This is a genomic window from Flavobacteriaceae bacterium HL-DH10 (assembly GCA_031826515.1).
Classification (GTDB): domain Bacteria; phylum Bacteroidota; class Bacteroidia; order Flavobacteriales; family Flavobacteriaceae; genus Thalassobellus; species Thalassobellus suaedae.
The window spans coordinates 3015690-3038431 of the sequence record CP134536.1 but is presented as its reverse complement, the minus strand read 5'-3'; the positions used below and the strand labels follow the sequence as shown (position 1 = coordinate 3038431).

Here is a 22742-nt window from a genome sequence, read left to right as displayed (position 1 = left end):
AACCTATAATACAAGTTGGTTTAACAAACGCTTTAAAAACAAAATTATTTCCCTTTTTAAACTATATTTGATTTGTTAACTTTTTATAAAAAACATGAGACAATTAAAACTTATTTGGGATTTTCGTGGACCCGATTCTCTTAAAATTGCCAAACACCATGAAATTCACTTAAAAGAATACATCCTGCTTGAAAAATTAGACATCTCCATCACTGGATTTGAAAGTATAAATAATTCGCATGCTATTGCTTTTTTAGTTGTTAATGAAAATAACATGAAACCTATTAGAGATGCATTGAAGCCACATAGAGGGCAGGTGTTTTAAAAGAATTATATTACACCATTTTTAACTTAGTTTACAACTTAACAAAAATCAAAAAAAATCTATCAATAAAACTAAAAAACCACTTTAACAAAGTGGTTTTTATTTAAAATTTTAGCACTAATAACTTAAGTGCGTTTAGCGATTTTTGCTAATCGTGCTGCTTTTTCTCTCTTTTGGAGTTAAAACAGCTTCTTTCTTTACATTCTTTTTAGCATCCTTAGATTTTGCCATATTGCAGATATTTAGTTTTAAAAATTAAACTTTAAACACAATTTAAATTGCACTTTTATTAACTTACTTAAAATAATCACACATTATATTCTTGTCAATATTTTATCTTAAAGAAGTTAAATATAGAACAATTATAACCATCTTATTTTATTAAATTTACATTCTTAATCACAACTAAATAAAATAGGATGAAAATACTAGCTATAGGAAAGAATTATGTAACCAATAAAGAAGATATTAATGCCAATAAAAGTGGGAATCAAATTATATTTTCAAAACCAGAATCTAGTCTTGTAAAAAACAATAAAGATGTTATTTATCCGAGTTTTACTAACCAATTAAACTATGAAGTTGAGTTAGTTATTAAAATCGGGAAGCAAGGAAAAGATATTTCGCTTAATGATGCTGCATCATACATTTCAGAAATTGGCGTAGGTATTGATTACACTGCCAAAGATATTTTTAATGCATGTAGAGAAACTAAAGGTCCGTGGGATTTAGGAAAAGGATTTGATGGCGCTGCACCTATATCTAATTTCAAACCAATTTCTAAATTCCCTGAACTTGGTAATATCAATTTTAATTTACTTATAAATGGTGAAGAGAAGCAAGTTGGAAATACTGGTTTTATGATTTATAATTTTAATGACATTATAGCTTTCACATCTCAATACATGACCTTAGAACCTGGCGATCTCATTTTTACAGGAACACCTGCTATTGGAGCTGGAGAAATTTTTAAAGGCGACCACTTACAAGCTTCTATTGAAGGTGAATTACTTTTAGATTTCAAAATGATTTAACAAGTCATATATTTCTTTATTCTTAGAGTAAAAACTTATTAAATGAAAAACTCCATTGCAGAACGCGTTAATGATTTTTTAAAAAACTATCCCCCTTTCAATCTTTTAAAGAATGAAGATTTATTAAAAATATCAACCCAAGTTTCTATTATCTATTTAGAAAAAGGCGACACCCTATTTAAAAAAGGAGATAGTTTTAACCATCATTTTTATATGGTTAGAAACGGTGGTATTGCTTTGCTACACACAACGCCAAATAATATTCAGGAAATCATCAACATAAGTGATGCTGGAGATGTATTTGGAGTAAGGCCTCTTATTGCTAAAGAAGATTACAGATTAACAGCTGTAGCTAATGAAGAATCTATAGTTTATGGTATTCCTATAAATATATTCGAGACGGTTACAAACAATAATGCAGAGGTTTACAAGTTTTTGATTACTGCGTTTGCCACTAACTCCTATGATCCTTACACCGCAGAAGAAACAGGCAAAATATTTGGAGATTACTTACCAAACAATTCTCAAGATATTGTAAACTTTCAAACAGCTAACTATACAAAAAAACCTATTACTTGTAAAATTAGTTCCTCTTTAAAAGATGCTGCAACTAAAATGAGTAACAATAAAATTGGCTGTATTATTGTTGTTGACGACCATAAAAACCCCGTAGGAATCATAACTAATAGTGATATAAAGAATAAGATTGCAACAGGCTTATTCCCTATTGAAACACCTGTTAGTAATATTATGAATGCTCCTGTAATAACTAGCAAAAAAGATTTAACTGTTGCTGACGGGCAACTTCAAATGATAAAGCATAACATTGGTCATTTATGCATAACAAAAGATGGTACCGTAAACTCTAAACTAATTGGTGTTTTAACCCATCATGATGTTTTAGTTACTTTAGGCAATAATCCATCTGTTATATTAAAAGAAATAAAACGGGCAAAGCGCACTAAAAAATTAAGAGTCGCCAGATTAAAAGCTAAAACACTAATTAAAAGCTATTTAGAACAAAACATTCCTTTGTCACATATTGTAAAATTAATTTCACAAATTAATGATGCCGTTACCATTCGCGCTATAGAAATAGCTTTAAAAAAAATGCCTACACCGCCTCCTGTTCCGTTTTCATGGATGGCTATTGGTAGTCAAGGTAGAAAAGAACAATTACTTTTCACAGACCAAGATAATGCTATTGTATTTCAAGATGTAGATGAAGACCAATATGAAGATACACAGGCTTACTTTTTAGAATTAGCAAAACTAGTAACAAAATCTTTAAACAAAATAGGATTTGAATACTGTGAAGCTGATATGATGGCTAGCAATATAGAATGGTGCAAATCTATTTCAGAATGGAAATCTCAATTTAGTAGCTGGATTTTAAACCCTGATGATAAAGCCATTTTACTATCGTCCATTTTTTTCGATTTTAATAGTGTTTATGGTGATAAAGATTTAATTGAAGACTTATCTAATTCAATTTATAATGCATTAGACGAATCTGCTTTGTTTTTTAAGTTTTTAGGACGAGATGCGCTTAAAAACCCCTCTCCTCTTGGACTTTTTAAACAATTTGTATTCGAAAAAAATGACGAAGAAAAAGACCTCTTTAATATAAAAAGTAGAGCGCTTATGCCGTTAATAGATGCTGCAAGACTTCTTGTTTTAAGTAAAAAAATAAAAGGCATTAATAACACTTCTGAACGTTTTGAAAAATTAGCCGAAATAGAACCTAATAATAAAGAACTTTACGAATCGTGTTCGTATGCTTTTAAAGCCCTATCTAAATTTAAAACCAAACAAGGCTTACTTCATAATAATTCGGGGAAATTCATAAAAATTGAATCTTTATCTAAAGAAGAACAATTAAAATTAAAACGCTGTTTTAAACCCATAAGTGAAATTCAAGAAACCTTAAAATTAAGATTTGATTTAAAAAACTTTATGTAATATGACCTTTAATTGGCCATTTAAAAAGCAACCTGAATACCCAGATTTTTGGTTAGAATATCTGAATTGTTTTAAAAACAAAAACAGTACCGATATCGACATGTCTCGCTTTATTGCTTTTGATACTGAAACTACAGGTTTTGACAGAAAAGAAGATCGGGTATTATCTATTGGAGCTGTATCATTTGTTGGCAAAACCATTGAAGTAAATAATAGCTTAGAACTTTATTTAGAACAAGATGTTTTTAAAGCTGAAACTGTTAAAATTCATGGTTTAATGAAAAATGGATCGTTAGAAAAAGTGTCTGAATTAGAGGCTATAAAAACCTTTTTAGAATATATAAAAAATGATGTTTTAATTGCTCATCATGCTAGTTTTGATAGAAACATGATAAACGAAATGCTTTCAAGGCATGGTTTAGGCAAGCTAAAAAACAAGTTTATAGACACAGGTATTTTATACAAAAAATCATTACATATTATTTATCAAGACAACACCAAGCCTTATACTTTAGATTATTTATGTAAAGAACTCCATGTTCCTACCGTTGATAGGCACACCGCTACTGGCGATGCACTTATCACAGCATTTGTTTTTTTGAAAATCTTATCACGGTTAGATAAACGCAAGCATTTAAATTGGGGATATTTGCTAAATAGATAGTATGTAATCTATAATGCATTATCCATAATATCCTGAACCACTTCTGGGTTTAAAAGGGTACTCGTATCACCTAAATTGCTAGTGTCTTTACACGCTATTTTTCGTAAAATACGACGCATAATTTTTCCTGATCGTGTTTTTGGTAAACCACTTGTAAACTGAATTTTATCAAGCTTAGCAATTGGACCAATATGCTCCGTAATAATTTGGTTGATTTCTTTACGTAAATTATTTTGGTCTCGCGTTTCTCCAAAATCTTTTAATATAACGTATCCGTACAATGCATTTCCTTTGATGTCATGAGGGAATCCTACAATAGCAGACTCTGCAACTGCTGGGTGCTCGTTAATCGCGTCTTCAATTGGAGCTGTTCCTAAATTATGTCCTGAAACGATAATAACATCGTCTACACGACCTGTAATTCTGTAATACCCAACCTCATCACGTAATGCGCCATCACCTGTAAAATACTTGTTTTCGTATGCTGAAAAATACGTATCCTTATAGCGTTGATGATTCCCCCAAATGGTACGTGCCATACTTGGCCATGGGAATTTAATACATAAACGCCCGTCTACTTGATTCCCTTTTAATTCTTTTCCGTCTTCATCCATTAATGCTGGCTGAATACCTATAAAAGGTAAAGTTGCATATGTTGGTTTGGTTGGTGTTACAAACGGGATAGGGCTAATCATAATACCTCCTGTTTCGGTTTGCCACCAAGTATCTACAATCGGGCTATTCTTTTTACCAATATTATCATTATACCAATGCCAAGCTTCTTCGTTAATTGGCTCACCTACAGAACCTAAAACTTTAAGTGATGATAAATCATATTTATCAACTAACTCCATACCTTGTTTTGCTAAAGCTCTAATAGCTGTTGGTGCTGTATAAAACTGGTTTACTTTATGCTTCTCTACAACCTCCCAAAAGCGCCCAAAATCAGGATAACTTGGTACACCTTCAAACATTAAAGTAGTAGCTCCATTTGCTAATGGACCATAAACAATATAACTATGCCCTGTAATCCAGCCAATATCGGCAGTACACCAGTATACATCATTTTCTCTATATTGAAATACATTTTTAAAGGTATAGGCTGTATACACCATATAACCACCTGTTGAGTGCACCATCCCTTTTGGTTTACCAGTAGAACCTGAAGTGTATAAAATAAACAAAGGGTCTTCAGCATTCATGATTTCTACTTTACAAACTGTAGAAGCTTTATCTAAAAGGGGTTGCAACCATTGATCGCGTCCCGCCTTCATATTAATATCTGTGTTGATACGTTTTGCAACTAATACTGATTCAATACCATCACAATCTTCTAAAGCTTCATCTACAATGCCTTTTAAATCAATCGTTTTTGAGCCTCGGTAGGATCCATCACTCGTAACAACCATTTTACAATCAGAATCATTAATTCTAGTTGATAAGGCTGTAGATGAAAAACCAGCAAAAACAACAGAATGTATCGCACCTATTCTAGCACAAGCCAAAACTGAAATAGCTAATTCAGGTATCATTGGTAAATAGATACAAACACGATCACCTTTTTTAATACCCTGGTCTTTTAATACATTCGCAAACTGATTAACACGCTCATACAATTGCTTATACGTAATATGTTCAGCAGGCTCTTTAGGATCATTTGGTTCAAATAATATAGCCGTTTTATCAGCACGAGTTGCTAAATGTCTATCAATACAGTTTTCAGTGATATTCAATTGAGCGCCTTCAAACCATTTAACTTCTGGCTTACTAAAATCCCAACTTAAAACATTATCCCATTTTTTCCGCCACATAAAATGCTCTTCGGCTACTTCTTCCCAAAAGTTTTCTGGTTCTCTTATCGATTTTCTATAAACTTGATAATATTCTTCTAAATGTTTAATGTGATAATTACTCATGCTGCTATTTAATTATTCTATTTTACTATATTCCTTTTTAATGTGTTGCCTCTCCTGCTCCACTTGGAATTCTTATATTTTCAACTATATCTTGAACGTCTTGAGGCGGATCTGGTGTAAATTTCATAATAACTATAGATACTAAGAAATTTAAAATCATGGCTACTGTCCCGAAACCTTCTGGAGAAATTCCTAACCACCATTCGCTTTTATCTGGTAAAACATCATCAAACCACCCTAATCTATATTTAACCATATATAATAACATGGAAGTTATACCAACTACCATTCCTGCTATGGCGCCTTCTTTATTCATCTTTTTATAAAAAATACCCAGAATAATGGCTGGAAAAAAGGATGCTGCGGCTAAGCCAAATGCTAAAGCAACTGTTGCGGCTACAAATCCTGGGGGATTAATTCCGAAATACCCTGCAACACATACTGCTACGACTGCTGATAAACGAGCAGCAATTAATTCTCCTTTTTCTGAAATATTAGGGTTCACCATTTTCTTAATTAAATCATGAGAAACCGATGATGAAATAACCAACAACAATCCTGCTGCAGTTGATAATGCTGCTGCCAATGCTCCTGCAGCAACTAAAGCAATAACCCAGTCAGGTAAATTTGCTATTTCAGGATTTGCCAAAACCATAATATCATTATCTACTACTAATTCGTTTTTAGACTTATCTGCCACATATTGAATAAGTCCATCATTATTTTTATCGGTAAATGTAATTAAACCTGTAGTTTCCCATTTTTTAAACCACACAGGAACATCAGCATAAGGTTTATTAGAAACCGTTTCAATCAAATTAGTTCTTGCAAAAACAGAAACTGCTGGCGCCGTAGTATATAAAATCACAATAAGTAATAATGCTAATCCTGCAGATTTACGAGCATCTTTCACGCGTTTTACTGTAAAGAAACGCACAATAACATGCGGTAATCCTGCTGTACCAACCATTAAAGCTAATGTAATAGCAAAAACATCAATCATCGATTTAGAGCCTTCAGTATATTCAGCAAAACCAAGATCGGTACTTAACCCATCTAATTTATCAAGCAAATAGGTTCCAGAACCATCGGCTAATGTGCTACCAAATCCTAATTGCGGAATCGGGTTACCTGTCATTTGAATAGATATAAAAATAGCAGGCACCATAAAAGCAAAAATTAGCACACAATATTGAGCTACTTGCGTATATGTAATACCTTTCATACCTCCAAGTACAGCATAAAACAATACAATAAGCATCCCTATGATAACACCTGTATTAATATCCACTTCTAAAAAACGAGAAAACACCAAACCGACACCGCGCATTTGTCCAGCTACATAGGTAAACGACACTAAAAGCGCACAAACAACACCTACAAAACGTGCCGTATTAGAATAATAACGGTCGCCTATAAAATCGGGTACTGTAAATTTCCCAAACTTACGTAAATATGGTGCTAATAATAATGCTAAAAGCACATATCCACCTGTCCATCCCATCAAATATACGGCACCATCATATCCTGCAAAGGAAATAATTCCTGCCATTGATATAAATGACGCTGCACTCATCCAATCTGCAGCTGTAGCCATTCCGTTGGCTAAAGGAGAAACACCGCCTCCTGCAACATAAAACTCTTTGGTAGATCCAGCTCTGGTCCAAATCGCAATTCCTATATAAATTGTAAATGTAACTCCTACTAATATGTAAGTCCAATTTTGAACCCCAATCCCTTCAATCAATAAACTATGCATCATAACCATATTTTTTATCAAGTTTATTCATTAGGCGAACATAAACAAATATGAGTATAACAAACACATACATAGAACCTTGTTGTGCAAACCAGAACCCTAGTTTAAAACCTCCTATTTTTATTTGATTTAGAGTATCTTTAAATAAAATACCTGCGCCATAAGACACTAAAAACCATATTGCTAAAAGGATGAGTAAATACCTTATATTTTCTTTCCAATAGGCCTTTGCTTTATTCTTTGTCATTTCTTATTTAGTTTAGTTGGTTATATTTAGAATTCTTTATTTTTTTGTGAATTTCGACAGTTTTAACGATTGGTTAATTCATTAAAAAAGCATCAAAAAATTAAATATTTAACATTTAATTTAGCAATAAGACTGCTAATATAATATTTAGAATGTTAAATACAATTATATTTTTCTATTTAAAGAAACTTGTTGATGACTACAAATAAAAAACAGTAATTGGATTTATGTATTCTTATATTTTAAATTTTAAAAGTATCTTTATCTCCATCAAACCAAATTGTATTGCAAACCAACCGATTATATTTTATTGATGCTGTAAGAGCATTTGCTATATTAATGATGCTTCAAGGTCATTTTATTGACACGCTTATCGACCCTATTTACAAAGACGATTCTAATACGATTTTTGTTGTATGGTATTACTTTAGAGGTATTACAGCACCTGTATTTTTTACTATTTCTGGTTTAATTTTTACCTATTTACTTTTACGTGCTCACGCTAAAGGCAATGACCAACCTAGAATAAAAAAAGGATTATTTAGAGGCGTCCTACTCATTATTATTGGCTATAGTCTTAGAGTAAATTTAGTAAGTTGGTTAAGTGGATATTTTAATTCTTACTTTTTGGTTGTTGATGTATTACAATGTATTGGACTATCATTAATTATTTTAGTCTGTTTACATATTCTATTTAAAAATTATAGTTACCTATTTTCTACTGTACTTTTTATAATTGGGTGTTTATCTTTTTTATCTGAACCACTATATAGAAATTTAATTATAGACAATCTACCGCTTATTGTTGCTAATTATATGACCAAAATAAACGGTTCTATTTTTACCATTTTACCTTGGTTTGGTTATTCTGCTTTTGGAGCATTTATATCAACTGTTTTTTTTAGACATGCCCATCGTAATCGCTTTAAAACAGTTACTATACTTGCATTTTTTATAATGGGATTTTTATTTATGTATTATTCTACATGGTTTCTTTTAAAACTTAATGAAATCACAAATATTGAATTATTAAAGCAAAGTGCTGATTACAATTACCTGTTTACCCGTTTGGGTAATGTGCTAATTTTGTTTGGAATTTTTTATTCCTTTGAAAGATTTTTAAAACAATCTATTATTTCTAAAATAGGAGAGAAAACACTATCTATTTACGTCATACACTTTATTATTCTTTTTGGAAGTTATACGGGTTACGGATTAAAACGATTTTTAAATCAATCTTTAAATCCTACTGAAGCTATTATCGGTGCTTTTCTCTTTATAGCTATCGTCTGCTTTATTTCATTTTATTACGTACGAACCAATCATTTTGTTTATAATTTGGCAAGGAAACTAGCTGATAAATTCCAAAAATAACAGGGTGTACGATGAGTTTTTAGCAGATAGAATTCGACAAACCTAAAAAAATAAAACACATCCATTTTGATGAGCTAATAATGATAGGAGGCTTATGCCTTAAGGTTGACAATAAAATGCTTTGTGATATTCATACTGATAAAAAATATGGAGATAGCTTACTCATGGCGCGTATTGGTGAATCTGTTTATGATCAAGAATTAAAAAAACCAGAATGCTTGCCCATGGATTTTACAGGGAGACCAATGCGAGGCTATATTTTTGTAACACCAGATGGTTTTGACTCTGAAGATAATTTAAGTTATTGGGTAGATTTATGCATCGCTTTTAACCCATTAGCTAAGGCAAGTAAACCTAGAAATAAAAAATAATTATTACATATTGATACATCCATTATCACCAAAACTTAAATAAAACCACTTATTGTAAATTATAAATAGTAAAACTAACTTTTATCAGTTTTCTTAGGTTTCGCAATTACTATTTTTGATCTCATAAAAAAACATCTTCAATATTATATATATATGAATAGTAAAATTACTCTATTAATATTTGGTTTCTTAATAACAGCTATATCATGCAAAAAAGAAACAAAAGAAACTCATTCTAATAATACTCATCACGAAAATGCAAAACATTGGAGTTATTCTGGAGAAACCTCACCAGAACATTGGCTTGAAATTGAAAAAAATTCAGATTGTGATGGCAACCATCAATCGCCTATTAACATTATCCATAAAGACGTAAATTCATTAGATTCAAAAGGTGATTTAAAAATATTATACACCCCAACAACACGTATTAGTGAAGTTGAAAACAACGGGCATTCCATACAATTTGATTTTGAAGAAGGTGATTCTATCAACTACAAAAACGAAACCTATCATTTAAAACAAATTCACTTCCACGAGCCATCAGAACATAAAATAAATGGGGTTATTTACCCCATCGAAATGCATTTAGTACATGTTAGTAAAACGGGGAAAATTACCGTTTTGGGTATTTTAGGTGAAGAAGGAGAAGAAAGCCAATTATTCGAATTCTTTGAAAGCTTTTTACCTCTTAAAAATGGTGTTACAAAAGACATAAATCACGACATAGATTTATCTAGTTTATTTTCAACTGAAAAGCATTATTACTCTTATAACGGTTCGCTAACCACACCCCCATGTACAGAAGGAGTAAATTGGGTTGTATTTAAAGAACCCATTATTTTATCGATTACAGAAGTTTTGAAGCTAAAAAACAATATGCCCATTAATAACTACCGCAACGAACAACCTTTAAACGACAGAGAAGTTAAGCTAAATTATTAATTTTTAAAGTTGATTAAATTACTTTAATGAGTGTTACTATATGTCATTTAACAACAATAACAAACGCTACAATGATTACAGTTCTTTTATCAAGAAAAAATTCTCTGAACGCGTTCAAAAAATTTCTTTAAATACTGGTTTTACATGTCCTAATAGAGACGGTACGAAAGGCGTTGGGGGATGTACGTATTGCAATAACAATACATTTAACCCTAATTATTGTAAACCAAGTAAAAGCATTAGTGAGCAGTTAGATAGTGGCATTGCTTTTTTTTCTAAAAAATATAAAACTCAGCAATATCTAGCCTATTTTCAAGCGTATACCAATACCTATGCAGATATAAATTTAGTTAAGGAATTATATCTAGAAGCGCTTAATCATCCAAAAGTGATTGGTTTGGTTATTGGTACACGACCAGATTGCATTAATGATGATCTTATTAATTTTCTGTCTGAATTATCTAAAACCTATTACATTTCTTTAGAGTTTGGAGTTGAAAGCACTTTAGATAAAACGTTAAAAATGGTGAATCGCTGCCATACCTTTAAAGAAACTGTTGACGCTTATGAACGCTCTAAAAACAAAGGATTACACTTAGGTGCTCACTTGATTATTGGACTACCTGGAGAAAGCAAAGAAGACATTTTAAACCATGCTACCAAACTTTCTAAATTACCAATCAACACCTTAAAACTACATCAATTACAAGTGGTAAAACATACTATGATGGCGATTCAATTAAAAGAAAAACCAGAGATGTTTAGTTTGTATTCTTCAGAAGCATATATTGATTTAGTTACTGAATTTATTGCCCTTTTAAGACCTGATATTATTATTGAACGCTTTATTAGCGAATCTCCAGCTCATTTATTAATTGCTCCGAAGTGGAATGGTCTCAAGAATTTTGAAATGGTTGCAAAAATTGATAAAAAACTAGTTGAAAAGAATTTATGGCAAGGGAAACATTATGTTGAAAACTTTTGATATAAACATAATATTACATATTGAAAGGAGTTCATTTCCTGATTGATAAAAGTAACTAAAAATAAACTCAACAAAAAAAACCTTGTGAAAACAAGGCCTCTTTTGTTGACATAAAGTTTTCTAAAAATTTACTTTAAATACGCCAAAACATTATCCTCAATACGCTTTTGAATATTAGTTACATCTCCTTTTATAAAAGTTTCGCCTGTAATGTTTTCATAAAGCTCAATATAACGTTCGCTAACGGTTTCAATATATTCGTCGCTCATAAAAGGCACGGTTTGTCCTTCTAAGCCTTGAAAGTTATTAGCTATTAACCATTGGCGTACAAACTCTTTAGATAGTTGCTTTTGAGCTTCTCCTCTATCTTGACGTTCCTGATACCCATCGGCATAAAAATAACGAGACGAATCGGGCGTGTGAATTTCATCAATTAAAACGATTTGACCGTCTTTAGTTTTTCCGAATTCGTATTTGGTATCTACTAAAATTAAGCCTCTTGATGCTGCTATTTCAGAACCACGTTGAAACAATTTACGGGTATAATCTTCTAAAATGATATAATCTTCTTCTGAAACAATACCGCGTTTTAAAATATCTTCACGGGAAATATCTTCATCATGATCGCCCATTTCTGCTTTGGTAGCAGGCGTAATTATTGGCTCAGGAAATTTATCATTTTCTTTCATACCTTCTGGCATTGGCACACCACAAAGCATACGTTTTCCCAATTTATACTCGCGTGCAGCATGCCCAGACATATAACCACGAATAACCATTTCTACTTTAAAGGGTTCGCATAAATGCCCTACAGCTACATTCGGGTCTGGTGTTGCGGTTAACCAATTAGGCACTAAATCTTCGGTAGCTGCCATCATTTTAGTGGCTATCTGATTTAATATTTGTCCTTTGTACGGAATACCTTTAGGCATAACCACATCGAACGCTGATAATCTATCGGTAGCAATCATGACCAACTCTTTATCATTAATATTATATACTTCTCTTACCTTTCCTTTGTAAACACTCTTTTGGTTTGGAAAATTGAAATTGGTGTCTATTATTGTATTGCTCATTATTTATTAAAACTGTTTATTCGTTTATGAGTTGATTTGTTTATGAGACACTTAGACTGCGCTTAGTGTGATATTCAGTTTCTATTATTATGTTAAGTTAGAAAGCCCTAGCCCAGATTGATGCGGCGTCCTTTTTTGTTTTTTTCAAAAAAGATTAAGTCCTTCGACTGCGCTCAGTATAAACTCCAAGCTGGAAATAGCTTCTAATATTTTTTATTTTATTTAAAACGTTTCGACTACGTTCAACGTGACATTTAGTTTTAGTTAACTGCAAACTGCTTACTGTTCACTGCATACTGAATTACTCTCTGTTTTCGATGCTTTTATATGCTTCAATAACTTTTTTAACTAGTTTATGACGAATGACATCTTTATCGTCTAAAAATATCATGCCAACGCCCTCTACATTCTTCAAAATTAATAAAGCTTCTTTTAATCCAGAAATAGTGCGACGCGGTAAATCTATTTGTCCAGGGTCTCCGGTTAACAAAAACTTAGCATGTTTTCCCATACGAGTTAAAAACATTTTCATTTGTGCATGCGTGGTATTTTGACCTTCATCTAAAATTACAAAGGCATTGTCTAATGTACGACCACGCATAAATGCTAAAGGTGCGATTTGAATCGTCCCATTTTCGATATAATGTGCCAACTTTTCTGGTGCAATCATATCGCGCAAAGCATCATACAAGGGTTGCATGTACGGATCTAGTTTTTCTTTTAAATCGCCAGGTAAAAAACCTAAATTTTCGCCAGCTTCAACAGCAGGACGCGTTAAAATAATGCGCTTTACCTCTTTATTTTTTAATGCTTGTACCGCCAAAGCAACACCTGTATAGGTTTTACCAGTTCCTGCAGGACCAATAGCAAAAACCATATCGTTTTTACGCATAAGTTCTACCATTTTACGTTGGTTTGCTGTCTGTGCCTTTATTAATTTTCCGCCAACGCCATGAACAATAACTTCGCCACTTTGTTTTGAGGTGGCATAATCATCACTACTTTGACTTGTTAATACGCGCTCTATAACGTTTTCATCTAACTTATTATATTTTCCAAAATGCTTTAATAACATGCTAATACGTCGGTCGAATTCTTCTAGTAATTCTTCATCACCAAAGGCTTTCAATTTATTTCCACGTGCAACAATTTTTAATTTAGGAAAATATTTTTTTAGAAGTTCAATATTTACATTCTGTGCTCCAAAAAACTCTTTTGGAGAGATTTCTTCAAGTTCTATAATGATTTCGTTCAAAGGCGTTGTTTTAATTTTTAAAATTATGTGTTATCAGACCAAATGATTTATTAGTTTTGTATCTCACACATGTGAAACTCAAAAATACATAAATTTGGGTGACCTAACGCTAAAAACATATCAACAATTTTGCCAATGGCAATCATAACTTTAACAACCGATTTTGGAGAAAAAGATCACTTTGCTGGCGCAACAAAAGGCGCTATATATAGTGAGCTACCAGATGTTCGAATTGTTGATATCTCACATAATGTGTCACCATTTAGCATTCCTGAAGCGGCCTACATCATTCAAAATGCCTATATCAGTTTTCCTAAAGGCACGATTCATATTATTGGTATTGATTCTGAAATAAACCCAGAAAACAAACACATTGCTTTAAAACTTGACGACCATTATTTTATTTGTGCCAACAATGGCATAATGAGTATGATTTGCTCTGAAATAGCTCCAGAAAAAATTGTTGAAATAAATATTCATGATAAAATACAAACTAGTTTTCCTGTACTAGATGTTTTTGTAAAAGTGGCTTGCCATATTGCGCGTGGTGGTACTCTTGAAGTTATTGGTAAAACTATTAAAGACATCAAACCAATTAAAAACATAGTACCTTATGTAAATGATGACAAATCTCAAATTATTGGAAGTATCATTTATATTGATAACTATGGCAATGTGGTTACTAACATTAAACGTAGCTTTTTTGAAACCATACAAAAAGGACGTGATTTTGAAATATCTGCAAGACATTATAAATTCAAAAAAATATATAATAAATATAGTGATATTGTAAATTTTGAAATCGCTGAAGAAAAACGACAAGATGAAGGTAGAGGTTTAGTCGTTTTTAATTCTGGCAATTTCTTAGAAATTGCGGTTTATAAAAGTAATAGTGCAACTGTTGGTAGCGCTTCTACGCTAATGGGGCTTGGATTAATGGATACCGTAAGCATTAATTTTATTACTAAACCTATTAGTAATTTAGAAAATGACCTATTACAAATTGCTTCTAAAACTAGAGACTATTAATATGCTAGTTAGAATCGTTAAAATGGGATTTCATAAACAAAATATAGCTATTTTTATGAAAAATTTTGACGATACAAAAACCAAAATCAGAGGGTTTAAAGGTTGTTCTTTCTTAGAATTATATAGAGACAGAAACAACTCTAATATTTTTTTCACCTATAGTTATTGGGAAACGGAAGCCGATTTAGAACATTACAGACAATCTGATTTATTTAAAAATATTTGGAATAAAACCAAACCTCTCTTTAATATGAAACCAGAAGCTTGGAGTTTAGATAAAATTGAAAGTTTAAAATAATTTGTAAATGTTAGCCATACTTAAAAAAGAAATAAACTCATTTTTCTCATCACCCATTGGTTATTTGGTGATTGCCATTTTTCTATTATTAAACGGTTTATTTTTATGGATTTTTAAAGGCGAGTTTAATATTTTAGATTATGGTTTTGCCGATTTATCACCTTTCTTCTTATTGGCACCTTGGATTTTAATTTTCCTAATACCCGCGGTAACGATGCGGAGCTTTTCTGATGAAAAAAAACAAGGCACGTTGGAACTTTTACTCACTAAACCTATATCAGCTATACATATAGTTTTAGGTAAATATTTTGGAGCTTTCATTTTAATTTTATTAGCTCTATTACCTACTTTATTATATGTTTATACGGTATATCAACTAGGAGATCCTATTGGCAATTTAGATATAGGAAGTACTTTGGGATCTTATTTCGGATTACTATTTTTAATTGCTGCTTACACCGCCATTGGTATATTTGCTTCCACATTATCAGACAACCAGATTGTGGCGTTTATCACTTCGGTATTTTTATGTTTTTTATTTTATATTGGTCTTGAAGGCATTGCAGAATTCACCTCAAATAATTTAATAGATCAATTGAGTATGAGTGCGCATTATAAAAGTATGAGTCGTGGTGTACTTGATACAAGAGATATTATATATTTTTTGAGCGTCACCGTATTTTTTTTAATACTCACAAAACTAAACTTGAATAAAGAACCTAAATGATTATAACACCAACTTTTGTTATTCTATTAATACTAGTATTCGTTTTAGTATGGTTGTTTACTAACACTATAGATAAACGCAAATGGCTAACGTTTTTAATAAGCATCGTATTAACACCTATAGCTTATTTTTATGTATTATATCCTGTTATAAATATTTTTAGTAGTTATCATCATGAAAAATATTTTAAAACCGAAGCTTGGAAAGAAACTCCTAGACTACGTTTCGAAATGCTTAATAATATAATGGATGATAGTTTATTAATTGGAAAAACAAAACCAGAAGTCAAAGCTATTTTAGGAGCAAGCGAATGGTACGGATGGGATGATACGATGAAAGCAAATTCTCCCGAAAAATGGAATTACAACTTAGGTTTTAAGCCAGGTGCCTTTAATAATATGCAAGAATGTATTGAGCTGGAATTTAATAACAATACCGTTAAAACAGTAAGACAATATCAATTAGAAAAGACCTTTGAATAAAACAATAAAACATATCGTAATCCTTATAATCGCTATAATTGCCATTAACATTTTAAGTTATCAGGTTTTTAAACGTTTCGATTTAACCGAAGATGCTCGTTATACACTAAGTGATGCTGCCGTAAATATTATTAAAGATGTTGAGTCACCAATTATTGTAGATGTTTTTTTAGAAGGCGAAGATTTTCCTTCAGAATTTAGAAGGCTTCAACGAGAAACTAAACAATTACTAGAAGAGTTTTCTGCAAAGAACAACCATATTATTTTTCATTTTATTAATCCTTTAAAAGATGAATCAAGTCGAGAGCTTAACATACAACAATTAAGTGCTCGCGGACTTACACCTATGCAATTAAGTGTAGAAGAAAGCGGAAAATCTACCCAAGCCGTTATTTTTCCATGGGCATTGGCCAGTTATAAAGACCAAACTGTTGTTATACCTCTTATTAAAAACAAAATAGGTGCCACACAACAAGAATTAGTTACTAATTCTGTACAGCATTTAGAATATGCATTCGCAGACGGATTTAATAAACTAACAAAACCTAAGCATAAAAAAATTGCTATTTTAAAAGGGAATAAAGAATTAGAAGACAAATACATTACCGATTTTGTCAAAAAAATTGGTGACTATTATTTTATTGCACCTTTTACTTTAGATAGTGTTGCTAAAAATGCACAAAAAACACTTAATGAGTTAAATACCTTTGATTTAATTATATCTGCAAAACCTACAGAAGCTTTTTCTGAAAAAGAAAAACTTGTTTTAGATCAGTATACCATGAATGGCGGAAAAAGTCTTTGGCTTATTGATGCTGTTGCTATGGAAAAAGACAGTTTATATAATGAGACTGGTAGTAACTTTGCTGTTACTAGAGATTTAAATCTTACCGATTTCTTTTTTAAATATGGTGTTCGAATAAATCCCGAAATAATTAGCTCGCTTTACTCTGCCCCTATTACTGTTGCCATGGGTGACGGTAGCGATTCTCAATTTCAGCATTTAAGATGGCCCTACTCTCCATTAGCAGGCTCAAGTAGTCATCACCCTATTGTAAACAATTTAGATTTGGTAAAGTTTGATTTTGCAAACCAAATAGACACCCTAAAAAGCACTATTACAAAAACCATTCTTTTAGAAACTGCTCCTTTAACAAAACTAGAAGGTACACCACGAGAAATAAACTTACAGGTAGTTACTCAAAAGCCAAATCCTGCCCTTTTTAATAAAGGAAAACAAACGCTTGCTGTACTTTTAGAAGGCGAATTTAATTCGGTTTATAGCAATCGTGTAAAACCTTTTAATCTTAAAGCAGAACAGAAAAAAAGTGTTCCTACCAAAATGATTATCATTGCCGATGGTGATGTTATTAAAAATGATGTTGTTAGAAATATACCTCAAGAATTAGGTTTTGATCGTTGGACAGGAAAAACCTATGGTAACAAAGAATTTTTACTGAATGCGGTTAATTACTTACTAGACGATGATGGACTTATAAACATTCGCTCTAAAGAAATAACCGTTGCGTTTTTAAATAGACAAGAAATAACCGATCAAAAAACCAAGTGGCAGTTTGTAAATACCACATTACCACTGATTTTACTAGGTCTTTTTGGTTTAATTTTTAATTACTTCAGAAAGAAAAAATACGCACGTTAAATGTTAATAAGTTTGTTTCCTAATATAGACTGTTTCGAATATATTTGTAGGTAGTATTACTTCTTTAAACGAAGTTAGTTTCATGAAACATTTGTTACTAATTAAAGTTTTTAACTTAATTATTTACGAATGTTGCATTTTTTGTACTGAGTAAAGTCGAAATATGTAATAAAAATTTTAAAAATATCACATGAAGTTTATTGTATCAAGCACATATTTATTAAAACAATTACAGGTTTTAGGTGGCGTTATTAATAGCTCTAACACCTTACCAATTTTAGATAATTTTCTATTTGAACTAGATCATACCAAACTTACCGTTTCTGCAAGCGATTTAGAAACAACTATGTCCTCGTCTTTAGATGTTGAAAGCGAAAGTAAAGGCAGCATAGCAATACCTGCTCGTTTATTATTAGATACATTAAAAACATTCCCGGAGCAACCTTTAACTTTTGTTGTTGAAGACAACAATACTATTGAAATTAGCTCTAATCATGGTAAATATGCTCTGGCTTACGCCGATGGAAACGAATTCCCAAAAGCCGTAGCCCTTGAAGACCCAAGTAAAACAATCATTACTGGTGATGTTTTAGCAACAGCCATTAGCAAAACTATTTTTGCTGCTGGTAATGACGATTTACGTCCTGTAATGAGTGGTGTGTTTTTTCAATTTTCAACTGAAGGCTTAACCTTTGTTGCTACTGATGCTCATAAATTAGTAAAATATACACGTGAAGATGTAAAAGCTAGTCAGGTAGCAGAATTTATTATGCCTAAAAAACCTTTAAATCTTTTAAAGGGTATTTTAGCAGCAAATGAAGATGAAGTAACCATCGAGTACAACGAATCTAATGCTAAATTCACCTTTGATAATTCTGAATTAATTTGTCGTCTAATTGACGGTAAATATCCTAATTATGAAGCTGTAATCCCTAAAGAAAACCCTAATAAATTAGCCATTGACAGAACTCAGTTTTTAAATTCTGTGCGCCGTGTTAGTATTTTCTCAAATAAAACAACGCATCAAATACGTTTAAAAATAGCTGGAGCCGAATTAAATATTTCAGCAGAAGATATTGATTACAGTAACAAAGCAGAAGAACGTTTAACTTGTGACTACCAAGGAGATGATATGCAAATTGGTTTCAACTCACGTTTTTTAACTGAAATGCTGAATAATTTAAATTCTGATGACGTACAATTAGAAATGAGTATGCCAAATAGAGCAGGTATATTAACACCTATAGATGGTCTGGACGAAGGCGAACACATAACTATGCTTGTTATGCCTGTGATGCTTAACAGTTAATATATATTTACAAAAGCAAAAAACACTTTACCAACTAAACTAAACAAACCGTTGCTTTTGTAATATCAAAACGCTCACCATTTGGTGAGCGTTTTTGTTTATCTCATACTAACAAAATAACTAATAAAATTAAAAAGAGATAACGTATTTAATTAATAAATTTAATGGTAAAAGGATATTCAGGAATTTCTCCTCGACTTGCTTTTACTGCATTTATAATAGGAAAAATAATAGAAATTAATCCAAGTATTAAAAATCCTAATAAGCCTAAGCCCAAAAACAATATTAATGGAATGCATATTATAAAGTATACTAATAAACTTAACTGAAAGTTTATAATATTTTTACCATGTACATCCATTTGGTACACTTTATCTTTTTGCGTTAGCCAAAGCACCAAAGGAATTAACAAACTTCCAAAACCTGTAACTAAAGTAATTAACTGACTTAAGTGTGTAATAACGATTAATTGATTGTCTTCTCGCATGATGGTAATTTTTGATTGATACTAATATGACGCCAACAATCAAAAAATGTTACAATTATTAAAAAAAAGGAAATACAATTAATAGATCTTAGTTAATAAGGTAAAAAATGGGTTCATCACTTATAGATTAAAATTTAACATCGCTTTTTAAACTTCAAATAAAAAGTACTAGGCCTTCATATTTAAAATCTTTTTCTAGCCAATCTAACGAATTTTACTAATCTCCTAATCCTATATTGAAGAATCATAATAAGAGGAAATATATTCTATTTCGCTTTTTTCAATAAAAACCCATGACTGGTATATACTCAGAATATAAAATCCATTGAATCTCATAAAACTATATACGCATTTAAAATACCAGATAAATTTGATTTTAGTAGTAAAAACAAAAGGATAGAACGAATTAAAATTAAGATTTTGTGGATCGTTTTTTTTTTGTAACTTTCATAATCAATTATATTAACGGTTAAAGTAAACATCTCTCCCTAAATTACTTAACCTTCTATATGTATAGTAAATCAGTATTTATATAAAAAGCCCCAAACTTTTTAAATTAATTTTTATCAACATTTATAATGTTGTAATACAATTAATAATGACTGAAGAAGCATTATACTATTATAGAAAAATCATCAAACAGATGATAGTCTGTTTTGGTACTATACTAATATTAGCATCTATATTATTTCTTTTCTGTTTTGATTTAGTTCCTAAAGATTTATTTAAATCCAAAAATAAACTTTCTAGTCTTTATGATATGAACTATGATGTTTCAACACTCCCCAACTCAAAAGAGTATGAGTTATTGAAATATGGATTTGAATTATTTGAAAATACACCAAAATATATTGGACCAAATAACGGGGATACAAGTATGATTTTTACAGGTAATGGATTGGCATGTAAAAACTGCCATCTTGATTCTGGCACTAGACCATATTCTGGTCCTCTCATAGGTATTATACAACGTTTTCCTCAATTTCGAGGTAGGGAAAATAAAATTGGAACCATTGAAGAACGGATTAATGGATGTATGGAACGCAGTATGAATGGCCATGTGTTACCAGCTTCAGGTAAAGAAATGGAAGCTATTGTTTCCTATTTAAAATGGTTAAGTAGATATGCTCCAGAAGATGGAGAAATAAAAGGAAAAGGCTTTTTAAAAATTAAAATACCTGAGAGAGCCGTGAATCTAGACCACGGAAAAAAAGTATTTATAAAACATTGTATTATTTGTCACGGCAAAGACGGACAAGGTGTAAAAAACACAGATGGATATACTTATGAATACCCACCACTTTGGGGGAAAAACTCTTTTAATAATGGTGCTGGCATGAATCGGGTAATAACTGCTGCTCGTTTTATAAAAGGGAACATGCCTTTTGAATTAACTACCTATGATGCGCCAGTATTAACTGACGAGGAAGCTTATGATGTTGCGGGTTATATTAATCAAAAACCAAGACCTCAAAAAACTCATCCTGAAAGAGATTTTCCAGATTTAAAGAAAAAACCAGTTTCCACCCCTTACCCACCTTATGCAGATAATTTTTCAATTGAACAACATCAATTAGGTCCTTTTCAGCCAATAATGGCATTTTATAAACAAAAATACAATATCATTAAAACCAAATAATTATGAAAACAAATGACAGTAATTCAAGACGACAATTTCTAGGAGCATTAGCTCTTGGAGCAACGGCTAGCACAATATCTGTGTTAACAAATCCAATTTATGCAAGCGTAAAAACCTTTGATGCGAAAGGAATGAATGAGGCTGAAAATTGGTTCGATAAAATTAAAGGCAAACATCGTATTGTTTATGACGGATCAATGCCACATCATGGCTTTCCAATAATTTGGAACTGGGCGTTTTATTTGACAAATAACGAAACAGGAACTCCAGATGATGATATGACAGCTATGACTGTACTAAGACATAATGCATTATGTATAGCTTTTGAAGATCGCTTATGGGAAAAATATCCATTAAGTGAAGTGTTTAACTTAAAAAAAAGTGATGGATCAAATTATAATAGAAATCCATTTTACGAACCACAGGACGGTGATTTTCCGCTACCAGGAATCGATGGCATAAAACGTATGCAAGAACGAGGTGCTATGTTTTGTGCATGCGATTTAGCTACAAAAGTATTTAGCAATGCCGTTGCTACCAAAATGGATTTAGATCCAAAAGAAGTATATGAAGACTGGGTTAGCGGTATTTTACCTGGTATACAGCCTGTTCCTTCTGGTGTTTGGGCATTAGGCAGAGCTCAAGAACATGGTTGTGGTTATATTTTTGCTGGAGAATAACATTAATCTTTTTAACGATGAAAAATTATATAAGTATAATAATAGCATTAATTTTTACAGGTACAATATTGGCTCAAGAAAAACCTGTAAAAATTGTATTTGATGTTACAAGTAGTAATATAGATGTACATCAATCGACAGTTAGACACGTAAAAGCAATGTCTGAAGCATATCCCGATTCAGAGTTTGAAGTTGTAATGTATGGAGGCTCAATAGATATGGTTTTAAAAAACAAATCAACTGTTGCCAAAGACATTGCTGATTTAGCAAAAAACGAACACATCACCTTTTTAATTTGTGGTGGTACGATGAAACGTCATAAAATAGAACCCTCACAAATCATTAATGGTGTATCACCAGTCCCAGATGGTATCCTTGAAATTGTGCAGAAACAACAAGAAGGCTGGGGTTATATAAAAGAAGACAAATAATAACTTTTATCAAAAAAATGAGGTTTAAATAGTAAAATATTAAGCCTCATTTTTTTTGTCAAAATTTATGATAATAACCAATAAATT

Annotated in this window: 23 protein-coding genes; 17 read left to right on the top strand and 6 right to left on the bottom strand. The window is 31.5% G+C overall.

All coding sequences use genetic code 11. The annotated features are described in order from the left end of the window. The first annotated feature begins 94 nt into the window (after positions 1 to 94). From RHP49_13060 to RHP49_13045, 4 genes are all read left to right on the top strand, one after another. On the top strand, positions 95 to 325 hold the full coding sequence (locus RHP49_13060; GenBank protein WNH11825.1) for a hypothetical protein: 231 nt from the start codon (positions 95 to 97) through the stop codon (positions 323 to 325). Positions 326 to 744: 419 nt separating this feature from the next. Beyond that, entirely contained in the window at positions 745 to 1359 is a 615-nt protein-coding gene (locus tag RHP49_13055) for a fumarylacetoacetate hydrolase family protein (GenBank protein ID WNH11824.1), read from the top strand. Positions 1360 to 1401: 42 nt separating this feature from the next. Beyond that, positions 1402 to 3321, top strand: a complete 1920-nt coding sequence (locus RHP49_13050) for a DUF294 nucleotidyltransferase-like domain-containing protein (GenBank protein ID WNH11823.1) — start codon at positions 1402 to 1404, stop codon at positions 3319 to 3321. A gap of 1 nt (position 3322) precedes the next feature. Continuing rightward, on the top strand, positions 3323 to 3985 hold the full coding sequence (locus RHP49_13045; protein ID WNH11822.1) for a 3'-5' exonuclease: 663 nt from the start codon (positions 3323 to 3325) through the stop codon (positions 3983 to 3985). An 8-nt stretch (positions 3986 to 3993) separates the two neighbouring features. Here RHP49_13045 and acs read toward each other — a convergent pair whose 3' ends face one another. The 3 genes from acs to RHP49_13030 are packed head-to-tail and all read right to left on the bottom strand — an operon-like array spanning position 3994 to position 7907. After that, entirely contained in the window at positions 3994 to 5901 is a 1908-nt protein-coding gene (gene acs / locus RHP49_13040) for an acetate--CoA ligase (GenBank protein WNH11821.1), read from the bottom strand. A 37-nt stretch (positions 5902 to 5938) separates the two neighbouring features. After that, positions 5939 to 7636: a sodium:solute symporter family protein gene (locus RHP49_13035; GenBank protein ID WNH14423.1), complete on the bottom strand. Its 1698-nt coding sequence runs from the start codon at positions 7634 to 7636 to the stop codon at positions 5939 to 5941. Between the two features lie 16 nt (positions 7637 to 7652). After that, on the bottom strand, positions 7653 to 7907 hold the full coding sequence (locus tag RHP49_13030; GenBank protein ID WNH11820.1) for a DUF4212 domain-containing protein: 255 nt from the start codon (positions 7905 to 7907) through the stop codon (positions 7653 to 7655). Positions 7908 to 8192: 285 nt separating this feature from the next. Here RHP49_13030 and RHP49_13025 point away from each other — a divergent pair, with 285 nt between their 5' ends. From RHP49_13025 to RHP49_13010, 4 genes are all read left to right on the top strand, one after another. After that, a complete protein-coding gene (locus RHP49_13025; GenBank protein ID WNH11819.1) occupies positions 8193 to 9281 on the top strand; it encodes a heparan-alpha-glucosaminide N-acetyltransferase domain-containing protein in 1089 nt (362 codons plus the stop codon). A gap of 80 nt (positions 9282 to 9361) precedes the next feature. Next, entirely contained in the window at positions 9362 to 9652 is a 291-nt protein-coding gene (locus tag RHP49_13020) for an RNA methyltransferase (protein ID WNH11818.1), read from the top strand. Positions 9653 to 9805: 153 nt separating this feature from the next. Beyond that, entirely contained in the window at positions 9806 to 10597 is a 792-nt protein-coding gene (locus RHP49_13015) for a carbonic anhydrase family protein (GenBank protein ID WNH11817.1), read from the top strand. 40 nt (positions 10598 to 10637) lie between these two features. Continuing rightward, positions 10638 to 11582 (top strand): TIGR01212 family radical SAM protein, encoded by a 945-nt coding sequence (locus tag RHP49_13010; protein WNH11816.1) that lies wholly within the window; start codon positions 10638 to 10640, stop codon positions 11580 to 11582. 128 nt (positions 11583 to 11710) lie between these two features. Here RHP49_13010 and RHP49_13005 read toward each other — a convergent pair whose 3' ends face one another. Further along, complete coding sequence (locus RHP49_13005) at positions 11711 to 12658, bottom strand: phosphoribosylaminoimidazolesuccinocarboxamide synthase (protein ID WNH11815.1); 948 nt, start codon at positions 12656 to 12658, stop codon at positions 11711 to 11713. A 301-nt stretch (positions 12659 to 12959) separates the two neighbouring features. Beyond that, a complete protein-coding gene (locus tag RHP49_13000; protein WNH11814.1) occupies positions 12960 to 13913 on the bottom strand; it encodes a PhoH family protein in 954 nt (317 codons plus the stop codon). Positions 13914 to 14048: 135 nt separating this feature from the next. On the opposite strand from RHP49_13000, the gene RHP49_12995 reads away from it, so the two are divergent. The 6 genes from RHP49_12995 (at position 14049) to dnaN (ending at position 19418) form a co-directional block, all read left to right on the top strand. After that, entirely contained in the window at positions 14049 to 14942 is an 894-nt protein-coding gene (locus tag RHP49_12995; GenBank protein WNH11813.1) for an SAM-dependent chlorinase/fluorinase, read from the top strand. 1 nt (position 14943) lies between these two features. After that, entirely contained in the window at positions 14944 to 15240 is a 297-nt protein-coding gene (locus RHP49_12990) for an antibiotic biosynthesis monooxygenase family protein (GenBank protein ID WNH11812.1), read from the top strand. Between the two features lie 7 nt (positions 15241 to 15247). Beyond that, on the top strand, positions 15248 to 15967 hold the full coding sequence (gene gldF, locus RHP49_12985; protein WNH11811.1) for a gliding motility-associated ABC transporter permease subunit GldF: 720 nt from the start codon (positions 15248 to 15250) through the stop codon (positions 15965 to 15967). After that, entirely contained in the window at positions 15964 to 16449 is a 486-nt protein-coding gene (locus tag RHP49_12980; GenBank protein WNH11810.1) for a hypothetical protein, read from the top strand. Before gldF ends, RHP49_12980 begins: the two co-directional genes overlap by 4 nt. Further along, a complete protein-coding gene (gene gldG / locus RHP49_12975; GenBank protein ID WNH11809.1) occupies positions 16442 to 18109 on the top strand; it encodes a gliding motility-associated ABC transporter substrate-binding protein GldG in 1668 nt (555 codons plus the stop codon). Before RHP49_12980 ends, gldG begins: the two co-directional genes overlap by 8 nt. 190 nt (positions 18110 to 18299) lie before the next feature. Further along, on the top strand, positions 18300 to 19418 hold the full coding sequence (dnaN, locus tag RHP49_12970; GenBank protein ID WNH11808.1) for a DNA polymerase III subunit beta: 1119 nt from the start codon (positions 18300 to 18302) through the stop codon (positions 19416 to 19418). A gap of 148 nt (positions 19419 to 19566) precedes the next feature. Here the strand turns inward: dnaN and RHP49_12965 are convergent, their stop codons facing one another. Continuing rightward, positions 19567 to 19905 (bottom strand): DUF4870 domain-containing protein, encoded by a 339-nt coding sequence (locus RHP49_12965; protein ID WNH11807.1) that lies wholly within the window; start codon positions 19903 to 19905, stop codon positions 19567 to 19569. A gap of 598 nt (positions 19906 to 20503) precedes the next feature. Between RHP49_12965 and RHP49_12960 the strand changes: the two genes are divergently transcribed. From RHP49_12960 to RHP49_12950, 3 genes are read left to right on the top strand one after another with little or no spacing between them, the layout of a single operon-like run. Continuing rightward, positions 20504 to 21544: a c-type cytochrome gene (locus tag RHP49_12960; protein ID WNH11806.1), complete on the top strand. Its 1041-nt coding sequence runs from the start codon at positions 20504 to 20506 to the stop codon at positions 21542 to 21544. A 2-nt stretch (positions 21545 to 21546) separates the two neighbouring features. Beyond that, positions 21547 to 22224 carry a Tat (twin-arginine translocation) pathway signal sequence containing protein gene (locus RHP49_12955; GenBank protein ID WNH11805.1) on the top strand — a complete coding sequence of 226 codons (678 nt, stop codon included), beginning with the start codon at positions 21547 to 21549 and terminating at the stop codon, positions 22222 to 22224. 17 nt (positions 22225 to 22241) lie between these two features. Next, complete coding sequence (locus tag RHP49_12950; protein WNH11804.1) at positions 22242 to 22655, top strand: DsrE family protein; 414 nt, start codon at positions 22242 to 22244, stop codon at positions 22653 to 22655. Positions 22656 to 22742 lie beyond the last annotated feature (87 nt).

What these genes read in the sequence shown, in the direction of transcription:
- RHP49_13060 (WNH11825.1), top strand. Translation starts at nt 95, where the DNA reads ATGAGACAATTAAAACTTATTTGGGATTTTCGTGGACCCGATTCTCTT.
- RHP49_13055 (WNH11824.1), top strand. Translation starts at nt 745, where the DNA reads ATGAAAATACTAGCTATAGGAAAGAATTATGTAACCAATAAAGAAGAT.
- RHP49_13050 (WNH11823.1), top strand. Translation starts at nt 1,402, where the DNA reads ATGAAAAACTCCATTGCAGAACGCGTTAATGATTTTTTAAAAAACTAT.
- RHP49_13045 (WNH11822.1), top strand. Translation starts at nt 3,323, where the DNA reads ATGACCTTTAATTGGCCATTTAAAAAGCAACCTGAATACCCAGATTTT.
- acs (WNH11821.1), bottom strand. Translation starts at nt 5,901, where the DNA reads ATGAGTAATTATCACATTAAACATTTAGAAGAATATTATCAAGTTTAT.
- RHP49_13030 (WNH11820.1), bottom strand. Translation starts at nt 7,907, where the DNA reads ATGACAAAGAATAAAGCAAAGGCCTATTGGAAAGAAAATATAAGGTAT.
- RHP49_13020 (WNH11818.1), top strand. Translation starts at nt 9,362, where the DNA reads ATGATAGGAGGCTTATGCCTTAAGGTTGACAATAAAATGCTTTGTGAT.
- RHP49_13015 (WNH11817.1), top strand. Translation starts at nt 9,806, where the DNA reads ATGAATAGTAAAATTACTCTATTAATATTTGGTTTCTTAATAACAGCT.
- RHP49_13010 (WNH11816.1), top strand. Translation starts at nt 10,638, where the DNA reads ATGTCATTTAACAACAATAACAAACGCTACAATGATTACAGTTCTTTT.
- RHP49_13005 (WNH11815.1), bottom strand. Translation starts at nt 12,658, where the DNA reads ATGAGCAATACAATAATAGACACCAATTTCAATTTTCCAAACCAAAAG.
- RHP49_12995 (WNH11813.1), top strand. Translation starts at nt 14,049, where the DNA reads ATGGCAATCATAACTTTAACAACCGATTTTGGAGAAAAAGATCACTTT.
- RHP49_12990 (WNH11812.1), top strand. Translation starts at nt 14,944, where the DNA reads ATGCTAGTTAGAATCGTTAAAATGGGATTTCATAAACAAAATATAGCT.
- gldF (WNH11811.1), top strand. Translation starts at nt 15,248, where the DNA reads ATGTTAGCCATACTTAAAAAAGAAATAAACTCATTTTTCTCATCACCC.
- RHP49_12980 (WNH11810.1), top strand. Translation starts at nt 15,964, where the DNA reads ATGATTATAACACCAACTTTTGTTATTCTATTAATACTAGTATTCGTT.
- dnaN (WNH11808.1), top strand. Translation starts at nt 18,300, where the DNA reads ATGAAGTTTATTGTATCAAGCACATATTTATTAAAACAATTACAGGTT.
- RHP49_12965 (WNH11807.1), bottom strand. Translation starts at nt 19,905, where the DNA reads ATGCGAGAAGACAATCAATTAATCGTTATTACACACTTAAGTCAGTTA.
- RHP49_12960 (WNH11806.1), top strand. Translation starts at nt 20,504, where the DNA reads ATGACTGAAGAAGCATTATACTATTATAGAAAAATCATCAAACAGATG.
- RHP49_12955 (WNH11805.1), top strand. Translation starts at nt 21,547, where the DNA reads ATGAAAACAAATGACAGTAATTCAAGACGACAATTTCTAGGAGCATTA.
- RHP49_12950 (WNH11804.1), top strand. Translation starts at nt 22,242, where the DNA reads ATGAAAAATTATATAAGTATAATAATAGCATTAATTTTTACAGGTACA.